This window comes from Nesterenkonia sp. E16_10 (genome assembly GCF_017347085.1).
Lineage (GTDB): Bacteria > Actinomycetota > Actinomycetes > Actinomycetales > Micrococcaceae > Nesterenkonia.
In genome coordinates this window covers 260,250-283,686 of the sequence record NZ_JADPSA010000029.1, presented here as the reverse complement: position 1 = coordinate 283,686, position 23,437 = coordinate 260,250, and the positions used below count along the sequence as shown (strand labels likewise).

At 67.9% G+C, this 23,437-nt stretch carries 17 protein-coding genes; 6 read left to right on the top strand and 11 right to left on the bottom strand.

What is annotated here, in order from left to right:
- Positions 1 to 99 precede the first annotated feature (99 nt).
- The 6 genes from ruvX to lipB form a co-directional block, all read right to left on the bottom strand.
- Positions 100 to 714 (bottom strand): Holliday junction resolvase RuvX, encoded by a 615-nt coding sequence (gene ruvX, locus I2487_RS09970; protein ID WP_345941394.1) that lies wholly within the window; start codon positions 712 to 714, stop codon positions 100 to 102.
- Complete coding sequence (gene alaS, locus I2487_RS09965; RefSeq protein WP_207171826.1) at positions 707 to 3,406, bottom strand: alanine--tRNA ligase; 2,700 nt, start codon at positions 3,404 to 3,406, stop codon at positions 707 to 709. The genes ruvX and alaS overlap by 8 nt, the downstream gene beginning before the upstream one ends.
- A gap of 183 nt (positions 3,407 to 3,589) precedes the next feature.
- Entirely contained in the window at positions 3,590 to 4,222 is a 633-nt protein-coding gene (gene rpsD / locus I2487_RS09960) for a 30S ribosomal protein S4 (protein ID WP_133726351.1), read from the bottom strand.
- Positions 4,223 to 4,531: 309 nt separating this feature from the next.
- The gene (locus tag I2487_RS09955) at positions 4,532 to 5,332 is read right to left on the bottom strand and encodes a DUF4191 domain-containing protein (protein WP_207171828.1); all 801 of its coding nucleotides are present in this window, start codon (positions 5,330 to 5,332) and stop codon (positions 4,532 to 4,534) included.
- A 23-nt stretch (positions 5,333 to 5,355) separates the two neighbouring features.
- Complete coding sequence (gene lipA, locus I2487_RS09950) at positions 5,356 to 6,363, bottom strand: lipoyl synthase (protein WP_207171830.1); 1,008 nt, start codon at positions 6,361 to 6,363, stop codon at positions 5,356 to 5,358.
- Positions 6,360 to 7,103 carry a lipoyl(octanoyl) transferase LipB gene (lipB, locus tag I2487_RS09945; RefSeq protein WP_207171832.1) on the bottom strand — a complete coding sequence of 248 codons (744 nt, stop codon included), beginning with the start codon at positions 7,101 to 7,103 and terminating at the stop codon, positions 6,360 to 6,362. The genes lipA and lipB overlap by 4 nt, the downstream gene beginning before the upstream one ends.
- A gap of 102 nt (positions 7,104 to 7,205) precedes the next feature.
- Here lipB and I2487_RS09940 point away from each other — a divergent pair, with 102 nt between their 5' ends.
- Positions 7,206 to 9,056, top strand: a complete 1,851-nt coding sequence (locus I2487_RS09940) for a protein kinase domain-containing protein (RefSeq protein ID WP_207171834.1) — start codon at positions 7,206 to 7,208, stop codon at positions 9,054 to 9,056.
- Positions 9,057 to 9,104: 48 nt separating this feature from the next.
- Here I2487_RS09940 and sucB read toward each other — a convergent pair whose 3' ends face one another.
- The 3 genes from sucB to I2487_RS09925 all read right to left on the bottom strand — a co-directional run bounded on the left by sucB (position 9,105) and on the right by I2487_RS09925 (position 14,236).
- Entirely contained in the window at positions 9,105 to 11,018 is a 1,914-nt protein-coding gene (gene sucB / locus I2487_RS09935) for a 2-oxoglutarate dehydrogenase, E2 component, dihydrolipoamide succinyltransferase (protein ID WP_207171836.1), read from the bottom strand.
- A 104-nt stretch (positions 11,019 to 11,122) separates the two neighbouring features.
- Positions 11,123 to 12,496: a dihydrolipoyl dehydrogenase gene (gene lpdA, locus I2487_RS09930; protein ID WP_207171838.1), complete on the bottom strand. Its 1,374-nt coding sequence runs from the start codon at positions 12,494 to 12,496 to the stop codon at positions 11,123 to 11,125.
- Between the two features lie 150 nt (positions 12,497 to 12,646).
- The gene (locus I2487_RS09925; RefSeq protein ID WP_207171840.1) at positions 12,647 to 14,236 is read right to left on the bottom strand and encodes a leucyl aminopeptidase; all 1,590 of its coding nucleotides are present in this window, start codon (positions 14,234 to 14,236) and stop codon (positions 12,647 to 12,649) included.
- 197 nt (positions 14,237 to 14,433) lie between these two features.
- Here I2487_RS09925 and I2487_RS09920 point away from each other — a divergent pair, with 197 nt between their 5' ends.
- The 3 genes from I2487_RS09920 to I2487_RS15525 all read left to right on the top strand — a co-directional run bounded on the left by I2487_RS09920 (position 14,434) and on the right by I2487_RS15525 (position 18,885).
- Positions 14,434 to 15,675, top strand: a complete 1,242-nt coding sequence (locus I2487_RS09920) for a PAC2 family protein (RefSeq protein ID WP_207171842.1) — start codon at positions 14,434 to 14,436, stop codon at positions 15,673 to 15,675.
- Positions 15,676 to 15,885: 210 nt separating this feature from the next.
- On the top strand, positions 15,886 to 17,196 hold the full coding sequence (locus tag I2487_RS09915) for a DUF4192 family protein (RefSeq protein WP_207171844.1): 1,311 nt from the start codon (positions 15,886 to 15,888) through the stop codon (positions 17,194 to 17,196).
- A gap of 180 nt (positions 17,197 to 17,376) precedes the next feature.
- Positions 17,377 to 18,885, top strand: coding sequence for an RNA polymerase sigma factor (locus tag I2487_RS15525; protein ID WP_345941406.1), 1,509 nt, complete (start codon positions 17,377 to 17,379; stop codon positions 18,883 to 18,885).
- A gap of 173 nt (positions 18,886 to 19,058) precedes the next feature.
- Here I2487_RS15525 and I2487_RS09905 read toward each other — a convergent pair whose 3' ends face one another.
- Positions 19,059 to 19,274, bottom strand: coding sequence for a DUF7455 domain-containing protein (locus I2487_RS09905; RefSeq protein WP_207171848.1), 216 nt, complete (start codon positions 19,272 to 19,274; stop codon positions 19,059 to 19,061).
- A 230-nt stretch (positions 19,275 to 19,504) separates the two neighbouring features.
- Between I2487_RS09905 and I2487_RS09900 the strand changes: the two genes are divergently transcribed.
- Both I2487_RS09900 and I2487_RS09895 read left to right on the top strand, forming a co-directional pair.
- Positions 19,505 to 21,586 (top strand): DNA gyrase subunit B, encoded by a 2,082-nt coding sequence (locus I2487_RS09900; protein ID WP_207171850.1) that lies wholly within the window; start codon positions 19,505 to 19,507, stop codon positions 21,584 to 21,586.
- A 177-nt stretch (positions 21,587 to 21,763) separates the two neighbouring features.
- Complete coding sequence (locus I2487_RS09895) at positions 21,764 to 22,747, top strand: heme o synthase (RefSeq protein WP_207171852.1); 984 nt, start codon at positions 21,764 to 21,766, stop codon at positions 22,745 to 22,747.
- On the opposite strand, the gene I2487_RS09890 is transcribed toward I2487_RS09895, so the two are convergent.
- The gene (locus tag I2487_RS09890; protein ID WP_207171854.1) at positions 22,722 to 23,141 is read right to left on the bottom strand and encodes a hypothetical protein; all 420 of its coding nucleotides are present in this window, start codon (positions 23,139 to 23,141) and stop codon (positions 22,722 to 22,724) included. The two genes, I2487_RS09895 and I2487_RS09890, sit on opposite strands and share 26 nt — an antisense overlap.
- Positions 23,142 to 23,437 lie beyond the last annotated feature (296 nt).

Below are 23,437 nucleotides of genomic sequence, written 5' to 3'. Positions count from 1 at the left end.
TCACGGCTGTGGAGGAGCGTGGCACCAGACCGGGCGCGGCGCGCCGCTGTGGAGAGAGCCGTACTCCGGGAGGTTCGAGCGCTCTTGCGCCGCCTGTCTCTACGCTGCGGAGACTGGCGCTCCGGGTTCCCGGCCCCAGGACTGCCGCAGGTCCAGGGCGTGGGTGAGGATCTCCACGGCCGCCGCCTGGTCGATGCGAGTCCGCTGATCCTTCGATGCAACCCCGGAGGCGCGCATCTTGGTCGCGGCCGAGACCGTGGAGAGCCGCTCATCGATGAGGTACACCTCGGTCTGCAGACCGGCGGTCGCGATCATCCCGGCGAGCTGCCCCGCGTAGTCGCGGGCCTTCTGAGTCGAGGGGGTCTCGCGTCCCGAGAGCGATAGCGGCAGACCGACATAGACCGCGCGGGCCTGCCGGTCCCGGATGATGGTGATCAGCATGGACAGATCGGAGAACCGGTTGGCGTCTCGGCGCAGGGTCATCACCGGGGTGGCGATCAGCGCGTCGGGATCTGATGCGGCGAGTCCGACGCGGGCCTCACCCACGTCGATGCCCAGGCGCACCCCGGCCCGCACGTTCGGTGCCGGGGTGTCGCCGGTGGCGGGGGTGGCCGCGGCACCCGCAGCGTTCGCGGCACCCGCAGCACTCGCCGCGTCTGCGGCACCCGAAGCGTCAGCGGCGCCCGGAGCGGGCTGCTCGGAGTGATCAGCCACGCTGGCCCACCGCAGAGGTGACTTCCTGCAGGGCAGCGGGGATCTTCGAGGCATCCTGGCCGCCGCCCTGGGCGAGGTCGGGCTTGCCGCCGCCTCCGCCGCCGAGCACCGCGCAGGCGCGCTTGACCAGGTCTCCCGCGGAGACACCCTGGTCCCGGGCGGTCTCGGTGGTCGCCACCACGATCACCGGTCGGCCCTTGGATTCACCGGCCACCGCGACTGCTGCCGCACGGGAGCCGAAGCGTCCGCGCAGGTCCAGTGCGAGGGCTCGGAGATCATCGGCGCCGTCCACGGCCCCGGCGTTGTGTGCCAGCACCTCGACGCCACCGGCGTCCACCGCCTGCGAGAGCAGCTCGCCGGCCTTGGCCCGCAGCGCGGCGCTGCGCAGCTTCTCCAGCTCACGCTCGACCTCCTTGAGCTTGGCCAGGGTCGCGGCGATGCGGTCCGGGACCTGATCGGCGGGGACCTTGAGCATCTCGGTGAGCTGGTTGACCAGGGTCCGCTCAGCGGCGAAGTGGTGGAAGGCGTCGAGGCCGACCAGGGCCTCGACGCGCCGGTTGCCGGATCCCACGGAGGCCTCAGACATCAGGGCCAGGGTGCCGATCTCGGCGGTGGCGTCCACGTGGGTGCCGCCGCAGAGTTCGCGGGACCAGGCCCCGTTGATCTCGACCATGCGGACCTCGTTGCCGTACTTCTCACCGAAGAGCATCATCGCACCCTGCGCCTGTGCCTCTTCCAACGAGGTCACCCGGGTCAGGACCTCGTAGTTGTCCCGGATCGCAAGGTTGGCGACGGCCTCGAGCTCCTGCCGGGCGGCGGTGCTCATCGCGGCCTCGGAGGTGAAGTCGAAGCGCAGGTAGCCCTCCTTGTTGAAGGAGCCGGCCTGCACGGCCTCCGGGCCCAGCACGTCGTGCAGCGCGGCATGGATCAGGTGTGTGCCGGTGTGGGCCTTCTCGGCGTCGAGCCGGCGGCGCACATCGATGGCGCCCAGCGCCTCGGCGCCGGCGGGCACCTCGCCGGAGAGGACCCGGGCGCGGTGGACCGAGAGTCCCTTGATCGGTGACTGCACGTCGAGGACCTCGAGCTCGAAGCCGTCACCGGTGATCCGACCGGTGTCCGGAGCCTGACCGCCGGCCTCGGCGTAGAACGGGGTGGCGTCGAGGACCAGCTCGATGTCCTCCCCGGCGGAGGCGCTGCTGCGGGCCTCTCCGCCCACCAGCAGACCGCGGATCCGAGATTCGGTGGTGTGCTCGGTGTAGCCGGTGAAATGGGTGGGGGAGTCGGCGCGCAGCTCCTGATACACCTGGGTATCGGCGTGGCCGGACTTCTTGCCCTTCGCGTCGGCCCGGGCGCGTTCGCGCTGCTCGGTCATCAAGGCCCGGAATTGGGTCTCGTCGACCCCGACCCCGGCCTCGGCGGCCATCTCCAGGGTCAGGTCGATTGGGAAGCCGTAGGTGTCGTGCAGCGCGAACGCGTCGGCGCCGGTGACCGCAGCCCCGGCGCTCTGCGCGGAGCTCACTGCGGAGCGCAGCTTGGCGGTGCCGGCGGAGATGGTCCGCAGGAAGGCCTGCTCCTCCTTGACCGCGACCTGGTGGATCTTCTCGAAGCCGGACTCGACCTCGGGGTAGGTGCCCTTCATGGCCTCCTTGGACACGCCGACGAGTTCGCCGAACACCGGCTGCTCCACACCCATGAGGCGCATCGCGAGGATCACCCGGCGGATCAGGCGGCGCAGCACGAAGCCGCCGCCCTCGTTGGAGGGGCGGACGCCGTCGGAGATCAGCATCAGCGAGCTGCGCACGTGGTCGGCGATCATCCGCAGCCGCACATCATTGGCGTGGTGCGGGTCGGCGGGATCCTCGGTGGAGGTGTATTCGATGCCGGCGAGTTCGGCGGCGCGGTCGAGCACCGGGCGGACCTGATCGGTCTCGTACATGTTCTCCACGCCCTGGAGCACCATGGCGAGACGCTCGAGGCCCAAGCCGGTGTCGATGCTCTTGTTCTGCAGCGGGCCCGCCACCTCGAACTCGGTCTTGGAATGCACCGCAGAGAGCCGGTACTGCATGAAGACCAGGTTCCAGATCTCCACGTAACGGGTCTCGTCGGCGGCGGGTCCGCCCTCAATGCCGTAGGCGGGGCCGCGGTCGTAGTAGATCTCGGAGCAGGGACCGCCCGGGCCGGGCTGTCCGGTGTTCCAGTAGTTGTCCTCGGGGCCGAAGCGCTGGATCCGGGCCTCGGGGACACCGACCTGATCGCGCCAGATCGCGTACGCCTCGTCGTCGTCCTGGTAGACGGTGATCCAGAGCCGCTCCGGGTCCAGCCCGTAGCCGCGCAGACCCGTGACCGGGTCGGCCTCCCGCGGGTGGGTCAGCAGCTCCCAGGCCATCGGGATGGCGGTCTCCTTGAAGTAGTCGCCGAAGGAGAAGTTCCCGCACATCTGGAAGAAGGTGCCGTGGCGGGCGGTCTTGCCGACCTCTTCGATGTCGGCGGTGCGGATGCACTTCTGCACGGAGACCGCGCGGGAGTAGGGGGGTGTCTCGGTGCCCATGAAGTAGGGGATGAACGGCACCATGCCGGCGATGGTGAACAGCACCGAGGGATCCGGTGAGATCAGTGATGCTGAGGGGACGCGCTCATGCCCCTTGGCGGCGAAGTAGTCGTACCACGTCCGGGCGATGTCCTCGGTCTTCATGGGCTTTCGGGTCCTCCTGCTGATGGTCGCTGCGAGTCGGCCGGGGAGGTCTCATATCTGCGACCCCTCCGGATCTGCGCCGGGACCAGCTTAGTGGAAACACAGAGCCCGCTGCGGCCTCCGGTGGGGAGGGCAGCGGGCTCTGTGGGTTTCAGAACGAGGTTCTGAGAGATCCTCTGGGGATCAGCGTGCGTAGAACTCGACCACGAGCTGCTCTTCGCAGGTGACCGGGACCTCTTCGCGCTTGGGCTTGCGGGACAGAGTCGCCTGAAGCTTCTCGATCTCGACGGTGAGGTAGCCGGGAACCGTGGGGAGCGCATCCTGGTGGGTGCCTGCGGCGGCCACCTGGAAGGGCTCGAAGACCTCGGAGCGCTCGTGCACGTGGATCATCTGGCCGGGCTTCACGCGGAAGGACGGGCGGTCCACGCGCTTGCCGTTGACCATGATGTGGCGGTGGACCACGAACTGGCGGGCCTGGGCGATGGTGCGGGCGAAGCCCGAACGCAGAACCAGGGCGTCAAGCCGGGACTCGAGCAGCTCGACCAGGTTCTCACCGGTCAGGCCCTCGTGCATGCGCTTGGCCTCTTCGTAGTAGCGCAGCATCTGCGCCTCGCGGATGCCGTACTGAGCGCGGAGACGCTGCTTCTCCTTCAGGCGCACCGCGTAGTCCGAGTCGGTGCGACGGCGGGTCCGGCCGTGCTGGCCCGGGCCGTAGGGGCGGCGATCCAGGTACTTCTGGGCCTTGGGGGTCAGCGCGATGCCAAGGGCTCGCGAGGCCTTCACAGTACGACGACTGCGCAATGGTGATGTGGGCATTGAATGCCTTTCTGTCTTGTCGGCGAATGATGTTTATTCCTGACCGCGACAAACGTTCAGGTACCTGGCCTCCGAGATCCGTGGTTCGGAGAGTGTGAGCCGCCGAAGGCTCACGGCACTGCGACTTCGCACCGGCACACGGATACCCCGTCAGAGTGATCTGCGGGAAGCCGGTGTGCAGGGGATCTTCGGTAGAGATGCGAAGCCTGCCAGACAGCACAACAGCCTAGCATCGGGGATGACAGAACCCCAATCATCTCGTGGATGATCGGGGTTCGGTCAGGCAGGTGGTTCAGCGGCGGGTCAGGATCAGCCGCGCAGCGCCTTGCGGTCGGGGCGGGTGCGGTAGGGATCCACGCCCTTGGGGATCGGCGGCCGGGAGATCGGAAGCGCCGTGAGCCTGCGGTCCACCGCGTTGACCTCGTGCTTGGTGAGCTTCTTGTCGAGCTTCTTGATGGTCTTGGCCAGCTTCTGCAGCGGGACCTGCTGATCCCCGCGGCCGGACTGGATCACGTGGATCGGCACTCCGGTGTCGCGCAGGATCGGGCTGAACCGCTTGCGGGTCTTCTCCACCAGCTTGTTCACCCGGCCGGCGGGTCCCTCGGTGACCAGCACCAGGCCCGGCTTGCCGAGCACCCGGAAGATCGCGTCCTGGGTCTTGGGGTCCATGGCCACCGGTTCCTCGGTGACGATCCAGCCGCGCTTGAGCGTGCTCAACGCCGCGGCGGCGGCGCCCGGGCGCCCCTCGATCCTTGAGAACGCGGCCTTCTCGGCGCGCCGGTTCATCACGATCATCGCGGCGAGCAGGCCGAAGGGCAGACCGATCAGCAGGCCGGTGACCCAGTTCATCAGCAGGGTGAACAGCAGGAAGAACACGCCGAAGGTGGCGAAGAAGGCCAGTGCCATCCACCACCCGATGTTGGGATCATAGGAGCGGGTCATCGTGAAGACCTGCTTGATCCGCGAGAAGAACCCTTCCTGCTTATTGGCCTTCTTGCGGGCCTTGCGGTTGCGCTGCTCGGCCTTCTGCTCGGCCTTGAGGTTCTTGAGCGCGGCCTTTGCCTCTGCCTTGGAGGAAGCCTTGGGAGGAGTGGAGTCTGCTGGTGCCATAGTGCGCCCAGTCTACCGCAGGCTCAGAAGCCCGCGGCGACCAGCGTGGAGGCCTCCTGCTTGGTCGCACCCGAGGGTTCGATGTGTGCCAGTGCGGCGGGGATCTCCCAGCCCTTCTTCTGCATCGCCTTGGCCCACAGGGATCCGGCCCGGTAGGAGGAGCGGACCAGCGGCCCGGACATGACGCCGAGGAATCCGATCCCTTCGGCCTCCTGGGAGATGTCGAGGAACTCCTGGGGCTTGACCCAGCGGTCCACCGGGAGGTGCCGCGGGGTGGGCCGCAGGTACTGGGTGATCGTAAGCAGGTCGCAGCCGGCGTCGTGGAGGTCGCGCAGCGCCTCCGAGACCTCCTCGCGGGTCTCACCCATTCCGAGGATCAGGTTGGACTTGGTGATCATGCCGTGGCTGCGTCCCTGGGTCAGCACGTCCAGGGAGCGTTCGTAGCGGAACGCCGGGCGGATCCGGCGGAAGATCCTCGGGACCGTCTCGACGTTGTGCGCGAACACCTCGGGCGCGGCCTCGCAGATCCCGGCGATGTTCTCCTCGCGGCCGGAGAAGTCGGGGATCAGGATCTCGACCCCGGTCCCGGGGTTGAGCTCATGGATCTTGCGGATGGTCTCGGCGTAGAGCCACACGCCCTCATCGGGGAGGTCGTCGCGAGCCACACCGGTGACGGTCGCATAGCGCAGCTGCATCTCTTGGACCGACTGGGCGACCTGCAGCGGCTCAGACTCGTCCACGGCGCCCGGCCGGCCGGTGTCGATCTCGCAGAAGTCACACCGTCGGGTGCAGGCGGAGCCGCCGATGAGGAACGTGGCCTCCCGGTCCTCCCAGCATTCGAAGATGTTGGGGCAGCCGGCCTCTTCGCAGACGGTGTGCAGGCCCTTCTCGCCGACCCGCTTCTTCATCTCGGTGAACTCGGTGCCGATCTTGACCTTGGTGCGCATCCACTCGGGCTTGCGCTCCACGGGGATCGAGGCGTTGCGTGCTTCGACGCGCAGCATGCGTCGGCCTTCAGGTGCCACAGTCACTGTGGTGCTCCTTCTGTAGTTCGGGACATCTCACAGGTGCCCTGGTCTGCGCCGAGCCCGGAAGCCACGGGTGTGGCGGGCGCGTCGTCGTCGGCGTGGTGCAGCAGCGGAGGCAGCGCCTGGCGCAGCTCTTCCGCGACCCGGTCGGCCACCGCCTCCGGGGTGACCTCACGGCCCAGCTCGGCGCTGATGCTGGTGGTCTTCGCGTCCGTGATCCCGCACGCGATGATGTTCTCGAAGGGCGCCAGGTCGTTCGAGCAGTTCAGGGCGAACCCGTGCATGGTGACCGAGTGGTGCACGCGCAGCCCGATGGCGGCGATCTTGCGGTCGGGGCCGTCCCCGGTGATCCAGACGCCGGAGCGTCCCGGCACCTGGGTGCCGGTGATGCCGAAGTCGGCGACGAGTATCCGGATCAGCGTCTTTTCCAGCACGCAGACGTAGTCCTTGACCAGGGATCGGTCGCGCAGGTGAAGGATCGGGTAGCCGACGAGTTGGCCGCGTCCGTGCCAGGTGAGCTTTCCGCCGCGATCCACCTCCACCACGGGGGTGCCGTCCTCGGGGAGGTCTGCGGGCTCGGTCCGACGCCCTGCGGTGTAGACGTCGGCATGTTCGAGCAGCAGCACGGTGGAGGGTGCCGAACCCTGCTGCACCGCGTCATGCAGCCGCCGCTGGACGCGGAGACCCTCGGAGTAGTCGAGGAGCTGCGGATCGAATCCCAGCTTCGTGAAGGTGAGCTCCATGACACCAGCCTAGACCGAGTTGGTCCTGCGCTGAGAACCGCGGACAGATGATGACCTGTGGATAACCCCGCGGGCGGGAATCGGGCGAGCAGAATGGAGGTCATGGACGGTGACATCACCGCAGGCACCACCGGAGCCCGGGCAGCGCCCATCCGGGAGGATCTGACTGCAGAGCGCACGGACCGGGCGACCCCGCTGGAGCGGGTCATGCGGAGCTTCGACGCTGCGGGTCACCAGGGCTGGGAGCCCCCGGAGGCCCCCGGCATCACGGTGGAGCGGCTGCTGGGCGGTGGCAGCAGCGCACTGGTCTGGCTGGTGTGGTGGGATTCCCCCGCGGAACCGGACTGGCACCTTGTCGACGGCTGCCCGCCCGCGGCGTTCGCGCTGAAGGTTCCGCGCGCCCACCTCGCGGGCCGGCCCCCGCTGCACCACGTCACCGCGGAACTTCAGGCGCTGGACATGTTGCGTCATGAACACCTGGTCCGGGCCTACGGGGCGCTGGAGACCTCCCAGGGCATCGGGCTGATGCTGGAGCCCTACAGCGCGGGATCTCTGGCCCAGCTGCTGCGCGGCGTGGGCCGGCTCGGGCTGGGTGAGGTGGTCACGGTGCTGACTCCCATCGCCACCGCACTGGGGGCGCTGCATCAGGGCGGGGTCGCCCACGGGGACGTCTCGCCAGGCAACATCCTGCTCGCCGCAGATGGAAAACCTGCGCTGGGAGATCTCGCGGACGCCCCGATCCTCGGGACCCCGCGTTCAGACACCGGCACTCCCGGGTTTGCCGCCCCGGAACGGGAGTTGGAGGGGCGCCTTCCTTCCGGTGCGGATTCGGCCACCCGAAGAGCCGCCCGCGCGGGACTGGCCCCTGAGGCCGACGTCTATTCCCTGGCTGCAGTCGCCTGGTTCGCACTGACCGGGTCGATGCCGGCCCGAGACCGCCACCGGGCACCGCTGCAGAGTCTGCGCCCGGAGCTGCCGCTCTCCATCACCCGGCTGCTGGAGTCGGGACTGCACGACGATCCCGCGCTGCGGCCCGACGCTCAGGACTTCGCCGTGCAGCTCTTCCGCTGCGCCGCTCCCAGGGCGTTGGATCTGACCCCGCATGTCCACGAGGAGGTGGTGCCGGAACTGCCGACCCTGACCGGTCCCGGCACGGGCGTCCGGCGCTGGGTCCCTCGCCTCAGGGCGTTCGCCGTGGCTGCCGTGGTGCTCGCGGGGCTCTGGTTCTCCTCCGAGATCCTGACCCCCGGCCCGACGACGCCGCTCGGGCCGGCCGTGCAGCATGCGGAGGTGGGGCAGGCGGAGACGGGGCAGGCGGAAGCGGGGCAGGCGGAAGCGGGGCAGGCGGAGACGGAAGAGGGCAGCGACCCCGGAGGTGCGCAGGTCAGCCAGGAGCCGCCAGCATCCGACGCCGACCGGTCCGGCGCACCCAGCACTGGCGCAGCCAGCCCCAGGCCACCCAGTCCCGGGGAACAGCTGCGGGATCGGGACCCGGTGCGAGCGGTGCAGGGGCTCGCAGCGCTGCGGACGCAGGCGCTGCGAGAGACCTCCCAGGAGGCGGTCGGCCGCTATACGGTGCCTGAGAGCCCGGCCCAGGTGGCAGATGCTGCGCTGATCCAGCGACTCATCGATGGTGGCACGAGCTACCAGGGTGAGACTCTCAAGATCCGGGTGACCGATCCGGGCCAGGACGTGCCCTCGCCCACGGAGTCAGTTCCGGGGAGGACGCCGCCCTGGGAGCCAGGGGCCGGGTCGCCCACGACTGCTGAGCTGCACGCCTCGGTGATCGCTGGCGGGCTGGACACCGGGGTGGCTGAGTCCCAGGACGTGGTGCTGGTGATGCACCGGCAGGAGGGACAGTGGCTGCTCTATCGCGTGCGTGAGCCTGGCACAGCTGTCGAACAGGGCGCCCTCGTGCCGGGCGCAGACGCAGAGCAGGGCCCGTCCGAATGAACGGACGGGCCCTGCTCTGTGTGTCGAGGCTGGACGCCTCGGCCGGGTCTAGAGGCCCAGCTGCGCCTCGAAGTTGCCCTCTTCCAGACGAGCCTTCAGGGTCTGCATGAAGCGACCGGCGTCGGCGCCGTCGACCAGTCGGTGATCGTAGGTCAGCGAGAGGTACATCATGTGCCTGATGCCGATGGACTCGTTGCCGTCGCCGTCGGTCACGACCATCGGGCGCTTGACGATGGTGCCGGTGCCCAGGATCGCGACCTGCGGCTGGTTGATGATCGGGGTGTCGAACAGGGCCCCGACCGAGCCGAAGTTCGTGATCGTGAAGGTGCCTCCGGAGAGCTCTCCCGGACCGATCTTGGACTGGCGGGTCCGCTCGGCCACATCGGCAATCTTCTTCGAGAGCCCGGCGATGCTGAGATCTCCGGCGTCGTTGATCACCGGAACCAGCAGGCCCTTCTCGGTGTCCACGGCCAGCGCGAGATGCTCGCTGTCGTGGTAGGTGATCTGCTGGTTGGCCTCGTCGTACTCGGCGTTGAGCTTCGGGTGCTGCTTCAGCGCCTCGGTGACGGCGGTGCCGATGAAGGGCAGGTAGGTGAGGTTCACCCCGTTCTGCTCCTTGAAGGAGGCCTTGGCCTTCGCACGCAGGTTCACGATCCGGGTCATGTCGATCTCGTGGACCTGGGTCAGCTGCGCGGAGATGTCCAGCGACTCGTTCATCCGCTGAGCGATCACCTGACGGATCCGTGGAGCCTTCTCCGTGGAGCCGCGCTTGGTCTTGTCCACCTCGACCTTGGGTGCGGACTTCGCGGCCGCAGGAGCCTCGGCGGGGGCCTCGGACCGGGACTGGGACTTGCTCGCCTCAGCGGCGTCGACGACGTCCTGCTTGCGGATGCGTCCACCGACCCCGGTGCCCTTGACGTCGGCCAGGTCCACACCCTCGTTCTTGGCCAGACGGCGCACCAGCGGAGTCACATAACCCTCGGCGGAGGAATCCGAGGACTCGCTCTTAGTCTCGCGCTTGGACTCGGACTTCTGCTCGCTCTGAGCCGGGGCCTCCTGCTTGGTCCGCTCCTGCGGAGCGGGCTCCCGCTCCGGCTCCGACTGCTCGGGCTCGGACCGCTCGGGCTCGGACTGCTCGGGCTCGGACTGCTCCGGCGCCGACTCCTCGGTGGCGGGCTCGGGTGCCTGCTCGGCCTCGGCGTCCGACTCCTGTTCGGAATCGGCAGACTCGCTGGACCCGCTCGAGCCTGAGCCTGAGCCGGAACCGACGAGGGCCAGGACCGCGCCGACCTCGATGGTCTCATCCTCGGAGACCTTGATCTCCTGGATGGTGCCGGCCACGGGGGAGGGGACCTCGGTGTCGACCTTGTCGGTGGAGACCTCCAGAAGGGGCTGGTCGACCTCGACGGTGTCGCCGACTTCGACCAGCCAGCGGGTTACGGTGCCCTCGGTGACGGACTCGCCGAGCGCCGGAAGGGTGATCTCCTGGGTCTCGCCGCCACCGGACTCGCCGCCCTGGGAGGACTCGTCCGAGGATTCAGAGGAGCCCTCATCGGAGGTGTTCTCCTCTGCGGCCTGCTCGGTGGCCTCGGGCTGGGCCGCCTCGGTGGCCGCATCCTCGGCCTCTTCGGTGGAGGTGCCGGACTCGTCGTCGGACTGTTCGGGCTCGGCGGACTCTTCCGAATCAGCCGAGTCCTCCGAGGATCCGGAGTCATCGCCGCCGGAGCCGTCGCCGATCCGCACCAGCGGGGCGCCAACTTCGATGGTCTCGTCCTCGGCGACCAGGAGCTCTTCGATGGTGCCGGCGGCCGGGGAGGGGACCTCGGTGTCGACCTTGTCGGTGGAGACCTCCAGCAGCGGCTGGTCGACCTCGACGGTGTCACCGACCTCAACGAGCCAGCGGGTCACGGTGCCTTCGGTGACTGACTCACCTAGGGCTGGAAGGTTCACGGTTTCAGACATGGTGTCCGACTCCTACTCTCAAAGTTCGACGCAGCCTCACGGCTGGAACATTTATCTCAACGGGCAGTTCTGGAAAGTGGCCCCGGGAATCCGGGATATGCGGGTCAGCCGTGCAGCGGGTGGCCGAAGAGCGCCATCGCGGCCTCGCCCATGGCTTCGTTCTGCGTGGGGTGCGCGTGGAGCAGGGTCGCGACGTCCTCGGGGTAGGCCTCCCAGTTCACGATCAGCTGGGCCTCGCCCACCTGCTCGCCGATGCGGGTGCCGATGCCGTGGACTCCGACGATCGGGCCACCCTTGACGCCGACCATCTTGATCAGGCCGCCGGTGCCCAGGATGGAGGACTTGCCGTTGCCCGCGAGGTTGTACTCGGTGATCTCGATCTGGTCCTTGCCGTACTTCTCCTCGGCAGCGGGCTGGGTGTAGCCCACGGACATGATCTCCGGCTCACAGTAGGTGACCTTGGGGATGTTGATGTCCTCCACGACGACCGGGTTGTTGCCTGCGATCTCCTCGGCGACGAAGATGCCCTGCTGGTAGCCGCGGTGTGCCAGCTGCAGACCTGGGACGATGTCGCCGATCGCGAAGATGTTGCCGACCCCGGTGTGCAGCCGCTCGTCGGTGATGACGAACCCGCGGTCCAGGGTGATCCCGGCGTCCTCGAAGCCGAAGCCCTCGGTGACGGGTCCGCGGCCGACGGCGACCAGGCAGATCTCCGCCTCGAAGGTCTTGCCGTCTTCGAGGGTGACCTTGACGCCGTCCTCGGTCTCCTTGACCTCGTTGAAGAAGGTGCCGGTGTTGAAGGTGATGCCGCGCTTCTTGAAGGTGCGCTCCAGCTGCTTGATGATCGCCGGGTCCTCGTTGGGCACCAGCGAGGGGAGCCCCTCGATGATGGTGACCTCGGTGCCGAAGGAGGTCCACGCCGAGGCGAACTCGCAGCCGATCACGCCGCCGCCGAGCACGATGGCCGACTTCGGGGTGTAGTCCAGCTCGAGGGCTTCGGTGGAGGTGATGATCTTCTTGCTCAGCGGCAAACCGAAGGTCTTCGAGGTCGAGCCGGTGGCGAGCACGATGTTCTTGCCGGTGTAGCGGGTGCCGTCGACCTCGATCTCGTTCTCCGAGACCAGCTTGCCCTCCCCGGAGATCACGGTGACCTTGCGCATCTTCAGCAGACCGGTCAGACCCTTGTACTTGCCGGCGACAATCCCGTCCTTGTACTCGCGGACCTTGGCCATGTCCACGCCTTCGAAGTTCATCTTCACGCCGTACTTCTCAGAGGTCCGTGCCTCATCGGCGAGCTCGGCGGAGTGCAGGTACGCCTTGGTCGGGATGCAGCCCCAGTGCAGGCAGGTCCCGCCCAGCTTGTCCTTCTCGATGAGGCCCACGGTCAGTCCGTGCTGGACTGAGCGAAGCGCTGCGGCATAGCCGGCGCTGCCCCCTCCAAGGACGAGTACGTCGAATTCCTGAGGCTGGTCGGCCACGGTCGTTGCTCCCTTGCATTGGGTGAGACGTGAAGATCATGATTCGGTCTGAGTCGGCTCCCCGGCGGGCCGTGGGGCGCGTCGGGGAGCCGTTCCCAGGGTGTTTCCTGCGGCCAGCCTATCGCTTGTGCGCAGGCATCAGCCACTGGATCAGCGGCTCAGGCCCTCGAGGTAGCTGATCAGGGTGCGGACCATCACGCCGGTGCCCGATTTCGGGGTGTAGCCGTAGGCGCCCTTCTCGTTGAACGCCGGACCGGCGATGTCCAGGTGCGCCCACGGGATGCGGGAGGTCTCGGGGTCCAGCGGGTCAGCCGCGGCGCCGGTGCGGTCGCCGACGAACTCGCGCAGGAAGGCGGCGGCGTTCAGCATGCCGCCGAAGCGGTCGCCGAGGTTCGTGAGATCGGCGACCTCGGAGTCGAACCCGGAGCGTCCCTCCTCGAGGATCGGCATCGGCCAGAGGCTCTCCCCGGCGGCCTTCGAGGCCATCACCAGTGCTTCGCGCAGCTCCTCATTGCCCATCACGCCGGAGGTGCGCGTGCCCAGGGCGATCATCTGCGCCCCGGTGAGCGTGGCCACGTCGATGATCGCGTCGGGCTGCTCGGCCGAGGCCGCGACGAGACCGTCGGCCAGGACCAGTCGACCCTCGGCGTCGGTGTTGAGCACCTCCACGGTCTTCCCGCCATGGATGGTGATGACATCCTCGGGTCGCTGCGCGGTGTCGGAGGGCATGTTCTCGGCCAGGCACAGCCAGCCGGTGACCTTGACCGGCAGGTTCAGGTCCGCGACCGCCCGGACGACGGCGGCCACCGTGGCGGCGCCGCCCATGTCCAGCTTCATCGTGGTCATCGCGGCGGCGGGCTTGAGTGAGAGCCCGCCGGAGTCAAAGGTGATGCCCTTGCCGACCAGCGCGATATGCGCCACCGGCTTGGCAGGGGAGTGCTCCATGCGGACCAGCCGGGGCTTCCGGGAGGAGCCGCCGCCCACGCCGAGGATGCCGCCGAAGCCGTCGCGGGCGAGTTCCTTCTCGCCCCAGACCTTGATCTTGAGCTTGGCCGCCCGCGCGGTGCCGCCCTGCTGGGCCGGGGCCTTGGTGCGCTCACCGAGCGTGGAGACCAGCTCGGCGAAGCTCTCGGGGTAGAGGTGGCTCGGCGGAGTGTTCACCAGGTCACGGGTGGCGCGCACCGCAGAGCCGACGACGGCGGCCCGGTCGATCGCGGGCCGGGTCTGCTTCTCCTTGAGCGCGGTCAGCACCTGGATGTTGCTGACCGGGCTGGAGGTGCGGGCTTCCTCGGAGCTGCGGAAGTGGTTGAAGGAGTAGGCGCCGATCGCGGCACCCTCCGCGATGGCCCCGACCTGTTCCACCGAGGACGCGGGCAGCGCCAGCGCCACGGACCCGATGCTGCCGAGCTGACGCACCGCGGAGCCGGCCGCACGACGCAGCGCCTCCAGGCTGATTCCCCCGGTGACCTCACCGGTCAGCGGTCCCACACCGATGAGCACGAGCGTCTCAGAGGCGAAGCCGTCCATCCCGGGCAGACGCAGCAGCTGATCCGCCGCGCCGGTGGCCCCGAGGGCCTTCAGCGAGTCTGCGACACCCTTGGCGGCGTCGTCGGCCAGCGGGTTGGGCAGCAGGATCGGACCCTGCGGCCCCTTGGCGACGCCGAGCACCAGAGCATCGGTGTCGGTCTTCTCAACAGAGGTGGAGACGGCGGAAAGGCTGGGCTGGAAATCGTGGATCACTGTGGTCCTGTCTGATTCCTGGGGTGTTGGAATCGGTTATGTCGTCGTGGTTCTTCCTGTGTTCGATCCTAACCAACTTCCAGGCGGGAATGCCCGCAGCTGGCATCCTGTTGTACTGACGACCCTAGGAGTCGGACCGGCGGCGTTTCATACGCCGGGCCCCGCTCGAACCCCATACCGGAAAGAGGACCCCTCAGGTGAAGGACCCCCTGGATCTGCTGCATGTCCATCCCGCAGCCGATGGAGAAGAGGAGTCGGACTCCTCCATCAACCTCGGTGCCCAGGACGGGCACGAGTCCAGCGTGAGCGCCGAGGGCGGCGCTCTGGTGCTGCGCGAGGCTGCGCCGCCCGCCGATCGACTGAGCCTGCTGGTCTCCTGGTCCGGCCACACCGACGCCGGCAGCCTCAGCGAGCAGCTCTCGGAATCCCTGCTCGGCACGCTGCCCCACCGGCGGCTCGCCAGCTTCGAGGTGGATGAACTCTTCGACTACCGGTCGCGCCGGCCACAGATCACCTTCACCGACAACCGGTTCAGCAACTTCGAGGCGCCCTCGCTGGAGCTCTACGAGGTGCGCGACGCCCTCGGTCGGCCGTTTCTCTTCCTGACCGGCGACGAGCCTGACTATCAGTGGGACCGCGTGTCCCAGGCGGTGCTTGCACTGGTGGACCGGCTCGATGTGAAGCTCGTCGTGCTGGTGGACGCGCTGGGTCTGCCGACCCCGCACACCCGCCCGATCGGTGTCACGGCCCACGGCAACCGTCCAGATCTCATCGACGGCATCTCCACCTGGGGGCCCAGTGCGCAGATCGAGGCCGGGCTGAGTCAGTTCCTGGAGCTGCGGGTCGCCGAGGCGGACCGGGATGTGGTGGGTTACACGCTGCATGTCCCGCACTACCTCGCCGGTGGGCGCTTCCCGCATGTGGCGGTGGCCGCCCTGGAATACGCCGGTGCGGCGCTCGAGCTGATGCTGCCCACCGATGAGCTGCGCGAGTCCTCGCGGATGGTGGAGCAGGACATCTCTCGGCAGGTGGCGCAGAACTCCGAGATCCAGGGGATGGTGGACCGACTCGAGCGCAACTTCGACGAGTACGCCACCCCGCAGCAGCGCTCGCTGCTGGTCAAGGACGACGACGCAGTGCCCGACGCCGAGGAGCTGGGCGCGGCGGTGGAGGCCTATCTGCGCCACCACGATCCAGCCGCCGACGCCGAAGCAGCCCGCGCGGGCTCGATCGAGGGCCTGCTCGACGAGGCGTCGCCGGATCGCAGGACGCCTGCCCCCGGAGATGCCGGCCCGGCGGAACCTCGCCCAGAGGAGCCTGGCCCGGCGAAGCCTGGCCCGAAGGACGACGATGCGGCACGGGAGAATCCCGGCACGACCTCGGGGGAGGACCGGCACGGCCCGGACGCCGAGCCAGAGGATCACGACCGTCCCGAGTAGCCGCCGCCCCGGGTAGCCGCCGTGCCGGGCAGCCGACCGTCCCGAGTAGCCGACGCCCCGAGCAGCTGCTGCCGCCCCGGAGCCCTCCCACGGCCCTGCTGGGGGCCGTGGGGTTCTCCACAGCGCCGCGCGGTGGAGCCCGTCCGCGGAGTTGTCCACAGTCCACCCCGGCAGCGCCGGGGTTCCCTGGACTTGACGCACTCTGGCTCTATGGACGCACACCCGCACGCACGGCACCGGCTTCCCAGCCCGGCCCACAGGCGCTACGCCTCGGATCCTCCTCCGGGGCCGCTGGACATCACGAACCCCGCAGACTGCCTCGCCCTGGTGCGGCACACCTTCGGGCGGCTCCCGCCGGAGTCACTCATCGTCATAGGGCTGCTCGACGGCTGCACCGGAGGCCATATGCGGCTCGACCTGAAGCCGGCGCTGCAGGAGCCGTTCACCTGCGCCCGGATGGTCGCGGACTGCCTGGCTGGGGAGGGGTCCTCCCCGGCTCCCGAGGCGGCCATGGTGATGCTGATCGGAGACGAGGCTGCTTCGCCGAGCCAGCACGAGACCTGGAGATGCTGCCTGGAGGCGCTGCGGATCGTGCTCGAGGCCGAGTACTGCGTGCGCATCGTCCAGACCTGGTTCCTCGCTGCCGAGAACGTGCGCGACCCGCTCTGCGCGGACCCGGCCTGTTGCGGGCTGCCGGGCCTGGGCATCGGCGAACTTCGAATCCCCACCCTGGGAGGCCTCCAGAACGGGCTCCCCGGCGGTGATCCGGCGCCGCTGGAGAAGGCCGCCGCCGCATTTCTTCAACGAGCCCCGGTCGCGGACCCCAGGATCGAGGCGCTCCTGGCCGACCTGCGCACGGGCAGCGCCACACACCCGCTGCCCGAGACGCGCCAGCTGCGACGTCGGCTCCACGCCTGGAACCTCGCACTGGCTCGGGCCGCCGCGCCGCAGCAGGGGCGCCGCATCGATGCCGTGGCCCCGCGCAGCGAAGATCAGCGAGCCACTTCCGAGGAGCCATTCGCTCAGGCTCGGAACCTCATCGAGCTCCTGACCCAGCTTCGCACCGGGTTCGACCGGGATCTGCTCATTCCGCTGGCCACCTTGGGGCTTGATCACGCCATGGCGGGGGTGCGCCACAGGGAGTGCCTCACCGGGTCACCGCCTGAACGCGCGGAGGCGGCGATGCTGCAGCTCTATGCGGCGTCGTTCCTCGGCGAGACCCGGTCACGGCCAGACTGGGAACGAGTCGACGGGCTCGAGGATGTGCTCAACACTCTGGTGCCCTACGCCCGAGGCGTCGAACGCGAGCACCTGCTCTGCCTGATGGCGTGGATCGAATGGGCCAGAGGCCGAGGCACCGCTGCCGGATCCTTCATCGACCAATGCTTGAGCGAGTTCCCGGACAACGAGCTGAGCCGGATCATCGAGCGGCTGATGCAGCTCAAGGGTGTGTGCCTCTGGGCCCGGACCAAGCAGCACAGCTGGTCCTGGACCAGGACCACCGCGCCGAGCCCGGATTAGCCCGGAAAAACTCTCAGATTGGGAATGCGGGCGGAACACGCTATGTTGTCAACCATTGAGACCCTGCAACCATCGTAGGATCCCACCCACCTGAGGGGCTGTTGACAGCTCCTCAGAGGAGTGCGGTTCTTATAATGGCCTTGACAGGGTCATAGGTGTGTTGACCGACAAGTTCATCGCATCTGCACCCTATGTCTAAGTCGGAAGGTCACCGTGCCCACTACTGCGTCCAAGTCCACCGAAGAGAACGCGGCCGCTGCAGAGGCTGAGAAGAAGACGCCCGCCAAGAAGAGCACTGCAGCTCGCAGCACCGCCGCGAAGTCCACTGCGGCGAAGAAGAGCCCGGCCTCCTCAGCCGCGAAGTCCAGCGCCAAGGCGCCCGCCGCGAAGTCCAGCGCCGCCAAGTCAACCACCGCGAAGTCCACTGCGGCCAAGTCGACTGCGGCCAAGACTGGCGCCGCGAAGTCCGCTGCGGAGACGAAGAGCGCCGCCGCTTCCTCGGCCAAGGCTCCCGCCAAGAAGACCGGAGGCCGCAAGCGCGCCGCGGATCCGGTGGACGAGGTCCTGGCCGAGGCGGACGCCGAGGAGAAGGCAGCCCCCACCGCGGCCCTGGAGAAGGCCGTCGCGAAGGCCGTGGCCGACGGGGAGGACCCTGAAGCCATCACTGAGGCCTCGGTCAAGGCCAAGGAGGGTGAGGAGGAGGAGTCCAAGGGTCGCGGCTTCGTCATCTCCAACGCCGATGAGGACGACGCCCCCGCGATCCAGGTGGTCTCCGCCGGTGCCACCGCGGACCCGGTCAAGGACTACCTCAAGCAGATCGGCAAGGTCGCCCTCCTGAACGCCGAGCAGGAGGTGGACCTCGCGCTGCGCATCGAGGCCGGACTCTTCGCCGAGCACAAGCTGAACAAGCAGAAGATCACCGACCGCCGGCTCCGGCGCGATCTCGAGCTCGTGGTCGCCGATGGCAAGCGCGCCAAGAACCACCTGCTGGAGGCGAACCTCCGCCTGGTGGTCTCGCTGGCCAAGCGGTACACCGGGCGCGGCATGCTCTTCCTGGACCTGATCCAGGAAGGCAACCTGGGACTGATCCGCGCGGTCGAGAAGTTCGACTACACCAAGGGCTTCAAGTTCTCGACCTATGCCACCTGGTGGATCCGCCAGGCGATCACCCGCGCGATGGCGGACCAGGCACGCACCATCCGCATCCCGGTGCACATGGTGGAGGTCATCAACAAGCTGGCCCGGGTCCAGCGGCAGATGCTCCAGGATCTGGGCCGCGAGCCCACACCGGAGGAGCTGGCACAGGAACTCGACATGACCCCGGAGAAGGTCGTCGAAGTCCAGAAATACGGCCGCGAGCCGATCTCGCTGCATACCCCGCTGGGTGAGGACGGTGACTCCGAGTTCGGCGACCTCATCGAGGACTCCGAAGCCGTGGTGCCCTCCGACGCAGTGAGCTTCACCCTGCTCCAGGAGCAGCTCCACTCGGTGCTGGACACGCTCGCCGAGCGCGAAGCCGGCGTGGTCGCGATGCGCTTCGGCCTCACCGACGGTCAGCCGAAGACCCTCGATGAGATCGGCAAGGTCTACGGCGTCACGCGCGAGCGGATCCGGCAGATAGAGTCCAAGACCATGTCGAAGCTGCGTCACCCGAGCCGCTCGCAGGTCCTGCGCGACTACCTCGACTGAGTTTCAGCTCCGCCAGGCTCAGACCCGCGGGAGCTGAGCCTGGCGGGCTCCCGCTGAAGCTCAGCCCCCGCTGTAGCTCAGCGGACACAGAAGAAGGGTGCGGACCGGATTTCTCTGGTCCGCACCCTTCTTCTGTATGGTGCTGCGCCACTTGCTTCTGTGTGGTGCTGCTGCTACTTGGCGGTCGCGAGGCGATCCGACTCGTCGATCCACTCGACGGTCTTGGGCCGCAGCGAATCCTCGACCTGCCGGCCGTGGTGATTGCAGAAGAGCAGAACACCGGATGTGAGCGCTGCTCGCACGTACGCCTGCGCTCCACAGCGGTCGCAACGGTCAAGGGCAGTCAAGGTAGTGGGCTGGTTTTCCACGGTGCCAGTTGTGCCGGTCATGCTCTTCGCCTCCTCAGGTCAATGCTCCAGAGATCCTGCAGCCGGGAAGGCCTGACTCAGGATCTCTTGGTGTTCCATAGAACCACGGACTCGGCGGTTTCATTCGCAGCGGCAGCCATAAACCGCCGTGCTTTCGCTGTGCGCGTACCGACTGCGGCGCTTCTGCGGGGCCCCGGGGTCGCCGCGCACTACGATGGCAATGATTCACCACCACCACAGGAGGACACTGCGTGGCCAAGCGCTCGGAGTATGACGCCCGGCATCTGTCGGTGCTCGAAGGTCTGGAAGCTGTTCGCAAGCGTCCCGGGATGTATATCGGTTCCACAGACTCTCGCGGGCTCATGCACTGCCTCTGGGAGATCATCGACAACTCCGTGGACGAGGCACTGGCTGGCCATGCCTCCACCATCAGCATCACCCTGCACCGGGATGATTCCGTGGAGGTCAGTGACGACGGTCGCGGAATCCCGGTGGACATCGAGCCCCGCACCGGACTCTCCGGCCTGGAAGTGGTCTTCACCAAGCTCCACGCCGGCGGAAAGTTCGGCGGCGGCTCCTACAACGCCGTGGGCGGGCTCCACGGAGTGGGCGCCTCGGTGGTCAACGCGCTCTCGGCCCGACTCGACGCCCAGGTCACCCGGGGTGGGAAGGTCCATCAGCTCTCCTTCCGCCGCGGCGAACCCGGCGTCTTCTCCGGCCCCCGGCCCGACCCCGACGCGGCGTTCACCCCGGCCCTGGACGGCTCGCCGCTCGACATCATCGGCAAGGCCAAGCGGGGGGTCACCGGAACGACGATCCGCTACTGGTCGGATCGACAGATCTTCACCTCCGACGCCGGTTTCAACGATATCGAGATCGCCAACCGCGCCCGGCAGACGGCGTTCCTGGTGCCGGGGCTGCGCATCACCGTGCGCGACGAACGCGGCCCGGAGCCCCTCGAGGAGGTCTTCCAATACGACGGCGGCATCAGCGAGTTCGCCGAGCACCTCTCTGCGGACACCTCGGTCACCGATATCTGGCGCATCCAGGGCCACGGGAAGTTCACCGAACGGATCCCGGTGCTCGCGGCCGACGGACGCAGCCATATGGAGGACGTGGAGCGCGACTGCGAGGTGGACATCGCGCTGCGCTGGGGGATCGGCTACGAGACCACCGTGCGCAGCTTCGTGAACATCATCGCCACTCCCAAGGGCGGCACCCACCTGACCGGCTTTGAACAGGCCCTGTTGAAGTCCCTGCGCAAGACGGTGGAGGCCAACGCGCGCAAGCTCAAGGCCGGGAGCGACAAGCTTGAAAAGGATGACGTGCTGGCCGGGCTCACCGCTGTGGTCACCGTGCGCATCGCCGAGCCCCAGTTCGAGGGGCAGACCAAGGAGATCCTGGGTACACCCGCAGCTCGCCAGATCGTCTCCAAGGTGGTCAGCAAGGAGCTCGAGACCCGGCTGAGCTCCACCAAGCGGGGCGATAAGCAGCAGGCCACCGCGGTGCTGGAGAAGGTCGTCGCGGAGATGAAGTCACGCATCTCCGCCCGGATGCACAAGGAGACCCAGCGGCGCAAGAACGCCCTGGAGACCTCCTCGATGCCGGCCAAGCTGGTGGAGTGCCGCTCCAAGGGCGTGGCCGAGACCGAGCTGTTCATCGTCGAGGGCGACTCCGCGCTGGGCACCGCGAAGCTCGCCCGCTCTTCGGACTTCCAGGCGCTGTTGCCGATCCGCGGAAAGATTCTCAACGTCCAGAAGGCCTCGGTGGCCGACATGCTCTCCAACACCGAGTGCGCGGCTCTGCTGCAGGTCATCGGGGCCGGCTCCGGCCGCTCCTTCGACCTCGACGCCGCCCGCTATGGCAAGGTGGTGCTGATGACCGATGCCGACGTCGACGGCGCTCACATCCGCACCCTGCTGCTGACCCTGTTCTTCCGCTACATGCGCCCACTGATCGAGGCGGGCCGCGTCTTCGCCGCCGTGCCTCCGCTGCACCGGGTGGAGATCATCCACCAGGGCCGCCGGGCGAACGAGGTCAGGTACACCTACTCCGAGGCGGAGCTCAACCAGCTCCTGGCCCAGCTGGAGCAGGACGGGCTGAACTATAAAGAGCCGATCCAGCGCTACAAGGGTCTGGGTGAGATGGATGCCGATCAGCTCTCCGAGACCACCATGGACCCGCAGCACCGGGCGCTGCGCCGGATCAGGGTGCAGGACGCCGAAGCCGCCGAACGGGTCTTCGACCTGCTCATGGGTTCGGTGGTCGCGCCCCGCAAGGAGTTCATCATCGAGGGATCCCAGGCGCTGGACCGCGACCGGATCGACGCCTGAGCCGACGTCGGAGGGCCAAGGCCGACCGGCCCTGGCCGGCGCCGACCAGCACCGCGCTATTTCTACGACCTGTAGAAATAATTCAGTGCACAGGCCGGTCGGCTCTCCCGAGGCCACGCGTGACCGGTACACTGAACGACGACGACGAGTGCACCTCGACCCCCTGTGAGCTGAGACGTGACCCAACAGACTTCTGTCGCCCCGACCGGCGATTCCGCATCCCGAGCAGCTTCCGCTGCCCCCGGTGCGGAGGCTGCGCCGCCTCGATGGCGACGCAAGGTGGCCGCCTACTGGTCCCTGACCAAGCCGCGCGTCATCGAGCTGCTCCTGGTCACCACGCTGCCCACCATGTTCTTCGCGCAGCGGGGTGTGCCTGACTTCTGGCTGGCACTGGCCACGCTGGTCGGTGGGGCCATGGCCGCTGGATCCGCGGGAGCCTTCAACTGCTATATCGATCGCGATATGGACAAGCTGATGAACCGGACCAAGAAGCGTCCGCTGGTCACCGGGGAGCTCAGTCCCCGTGAGGCGCTGATCTTCGCCTCGGTGCTGGGCGCCGCCGCGATCGCGGTCCTCTGGTTCGGAACCAACCCGCTGGCCGCGGGTCTCGGCGCGGCCGCGATCTTCTTCTACGTCGTGGTCTACACGATGATCCTCAAGCGCCGCACCGAGCAGAACATCATCTGGGGCGGCATCGCCGGGTGCTTCCCGGTGGTGATCGCCTGGGCCGCGGTGCGCGAGACGCTGGAATGGCCCGCAGTGGTGCTGTTCGTGATCATCTTCCTGTGGACTCCGCCGCACTACTGGCCGTTGTCGATGAAGTACCGGACCGACTACCAGACGGCGCACGTGCCGATGCTCGGCGCCATCGCCACGGCACGCACCGTCTCAGTCCAGGTGGTGCTCTACGCCTGGGCCACCGTGATGTGCTCGCTGCTGCTGATCCCCATGGGATGGGCCGGCATCACCTACACGGCGTTCGCCCTGGCCTCGGGTGCATGGTTCATCTACGAGGCCCATGTGCTGCACCGGCAGGCGGAGAACGGCACCCTCACGGACAAGAAGGCCATGAAGGTCTTCCATCTCTCGATCCTCTACCTCACCCTGCTCTTCATCGGGCTCTGGATCGACCCGTTCATCGGGACTCCCTTGATGGGCTGATGCTCGCAGCTCCGGTGGACTCCTGGTCTCGACGCCAGGCGCTGATGCTCCCGGGCAGCAGGATGCCGGCGGCCTGGTCCTGATCCAGGACCAGCAGGGGCCGGGTGGTGTCCAGAATCGGGCTGACCAGCAGCTCACGGATCGGGGTGCTGCGCTGCAGTGCCTGATCGGTGGTCCGGACCAGACCCGCGCAGCGGCGCTTGGACCAGCCGTGCGGCTGCCGCTCTCGCAGGGCCTCGAGATCTGCGCGGGTGATGAGTCCGATGGCTCGGTAGGAGAGGTTCAACACCACGACCGGGTCAGACTCTTCGAGGACCTGCGCCGCGTCCGCCATCGACCTTGTGCCGAGAATGGTGGCACCCAGGGGTGCCATGATGTCTTCGATGGCGGTCATGCCCACCGTCCTCTCGGGGTTGCGGCGTGCCCTGTCTGACCCCGACGCAACCGGCGTGCGCAGAGCGTTCGATGCGGAAGCCGCGACGTCTTGCGGCGCGCCTAGCAGTGGGCGGATCATATCTGCTCCTATGAGTGATGAGCTGAGCCCACTGCTGAACTCGTTTCCCAGTCTAACCACGGACCTCCCCGCCGGGAACCCGTGGAGAATGACCTCTGGACACAGCGGATGACGCTCAAGGATTCAAGTAAACTTATGCCGTCGCCGAGGGCGGCGCATACGTTCGGAGCGGAGAT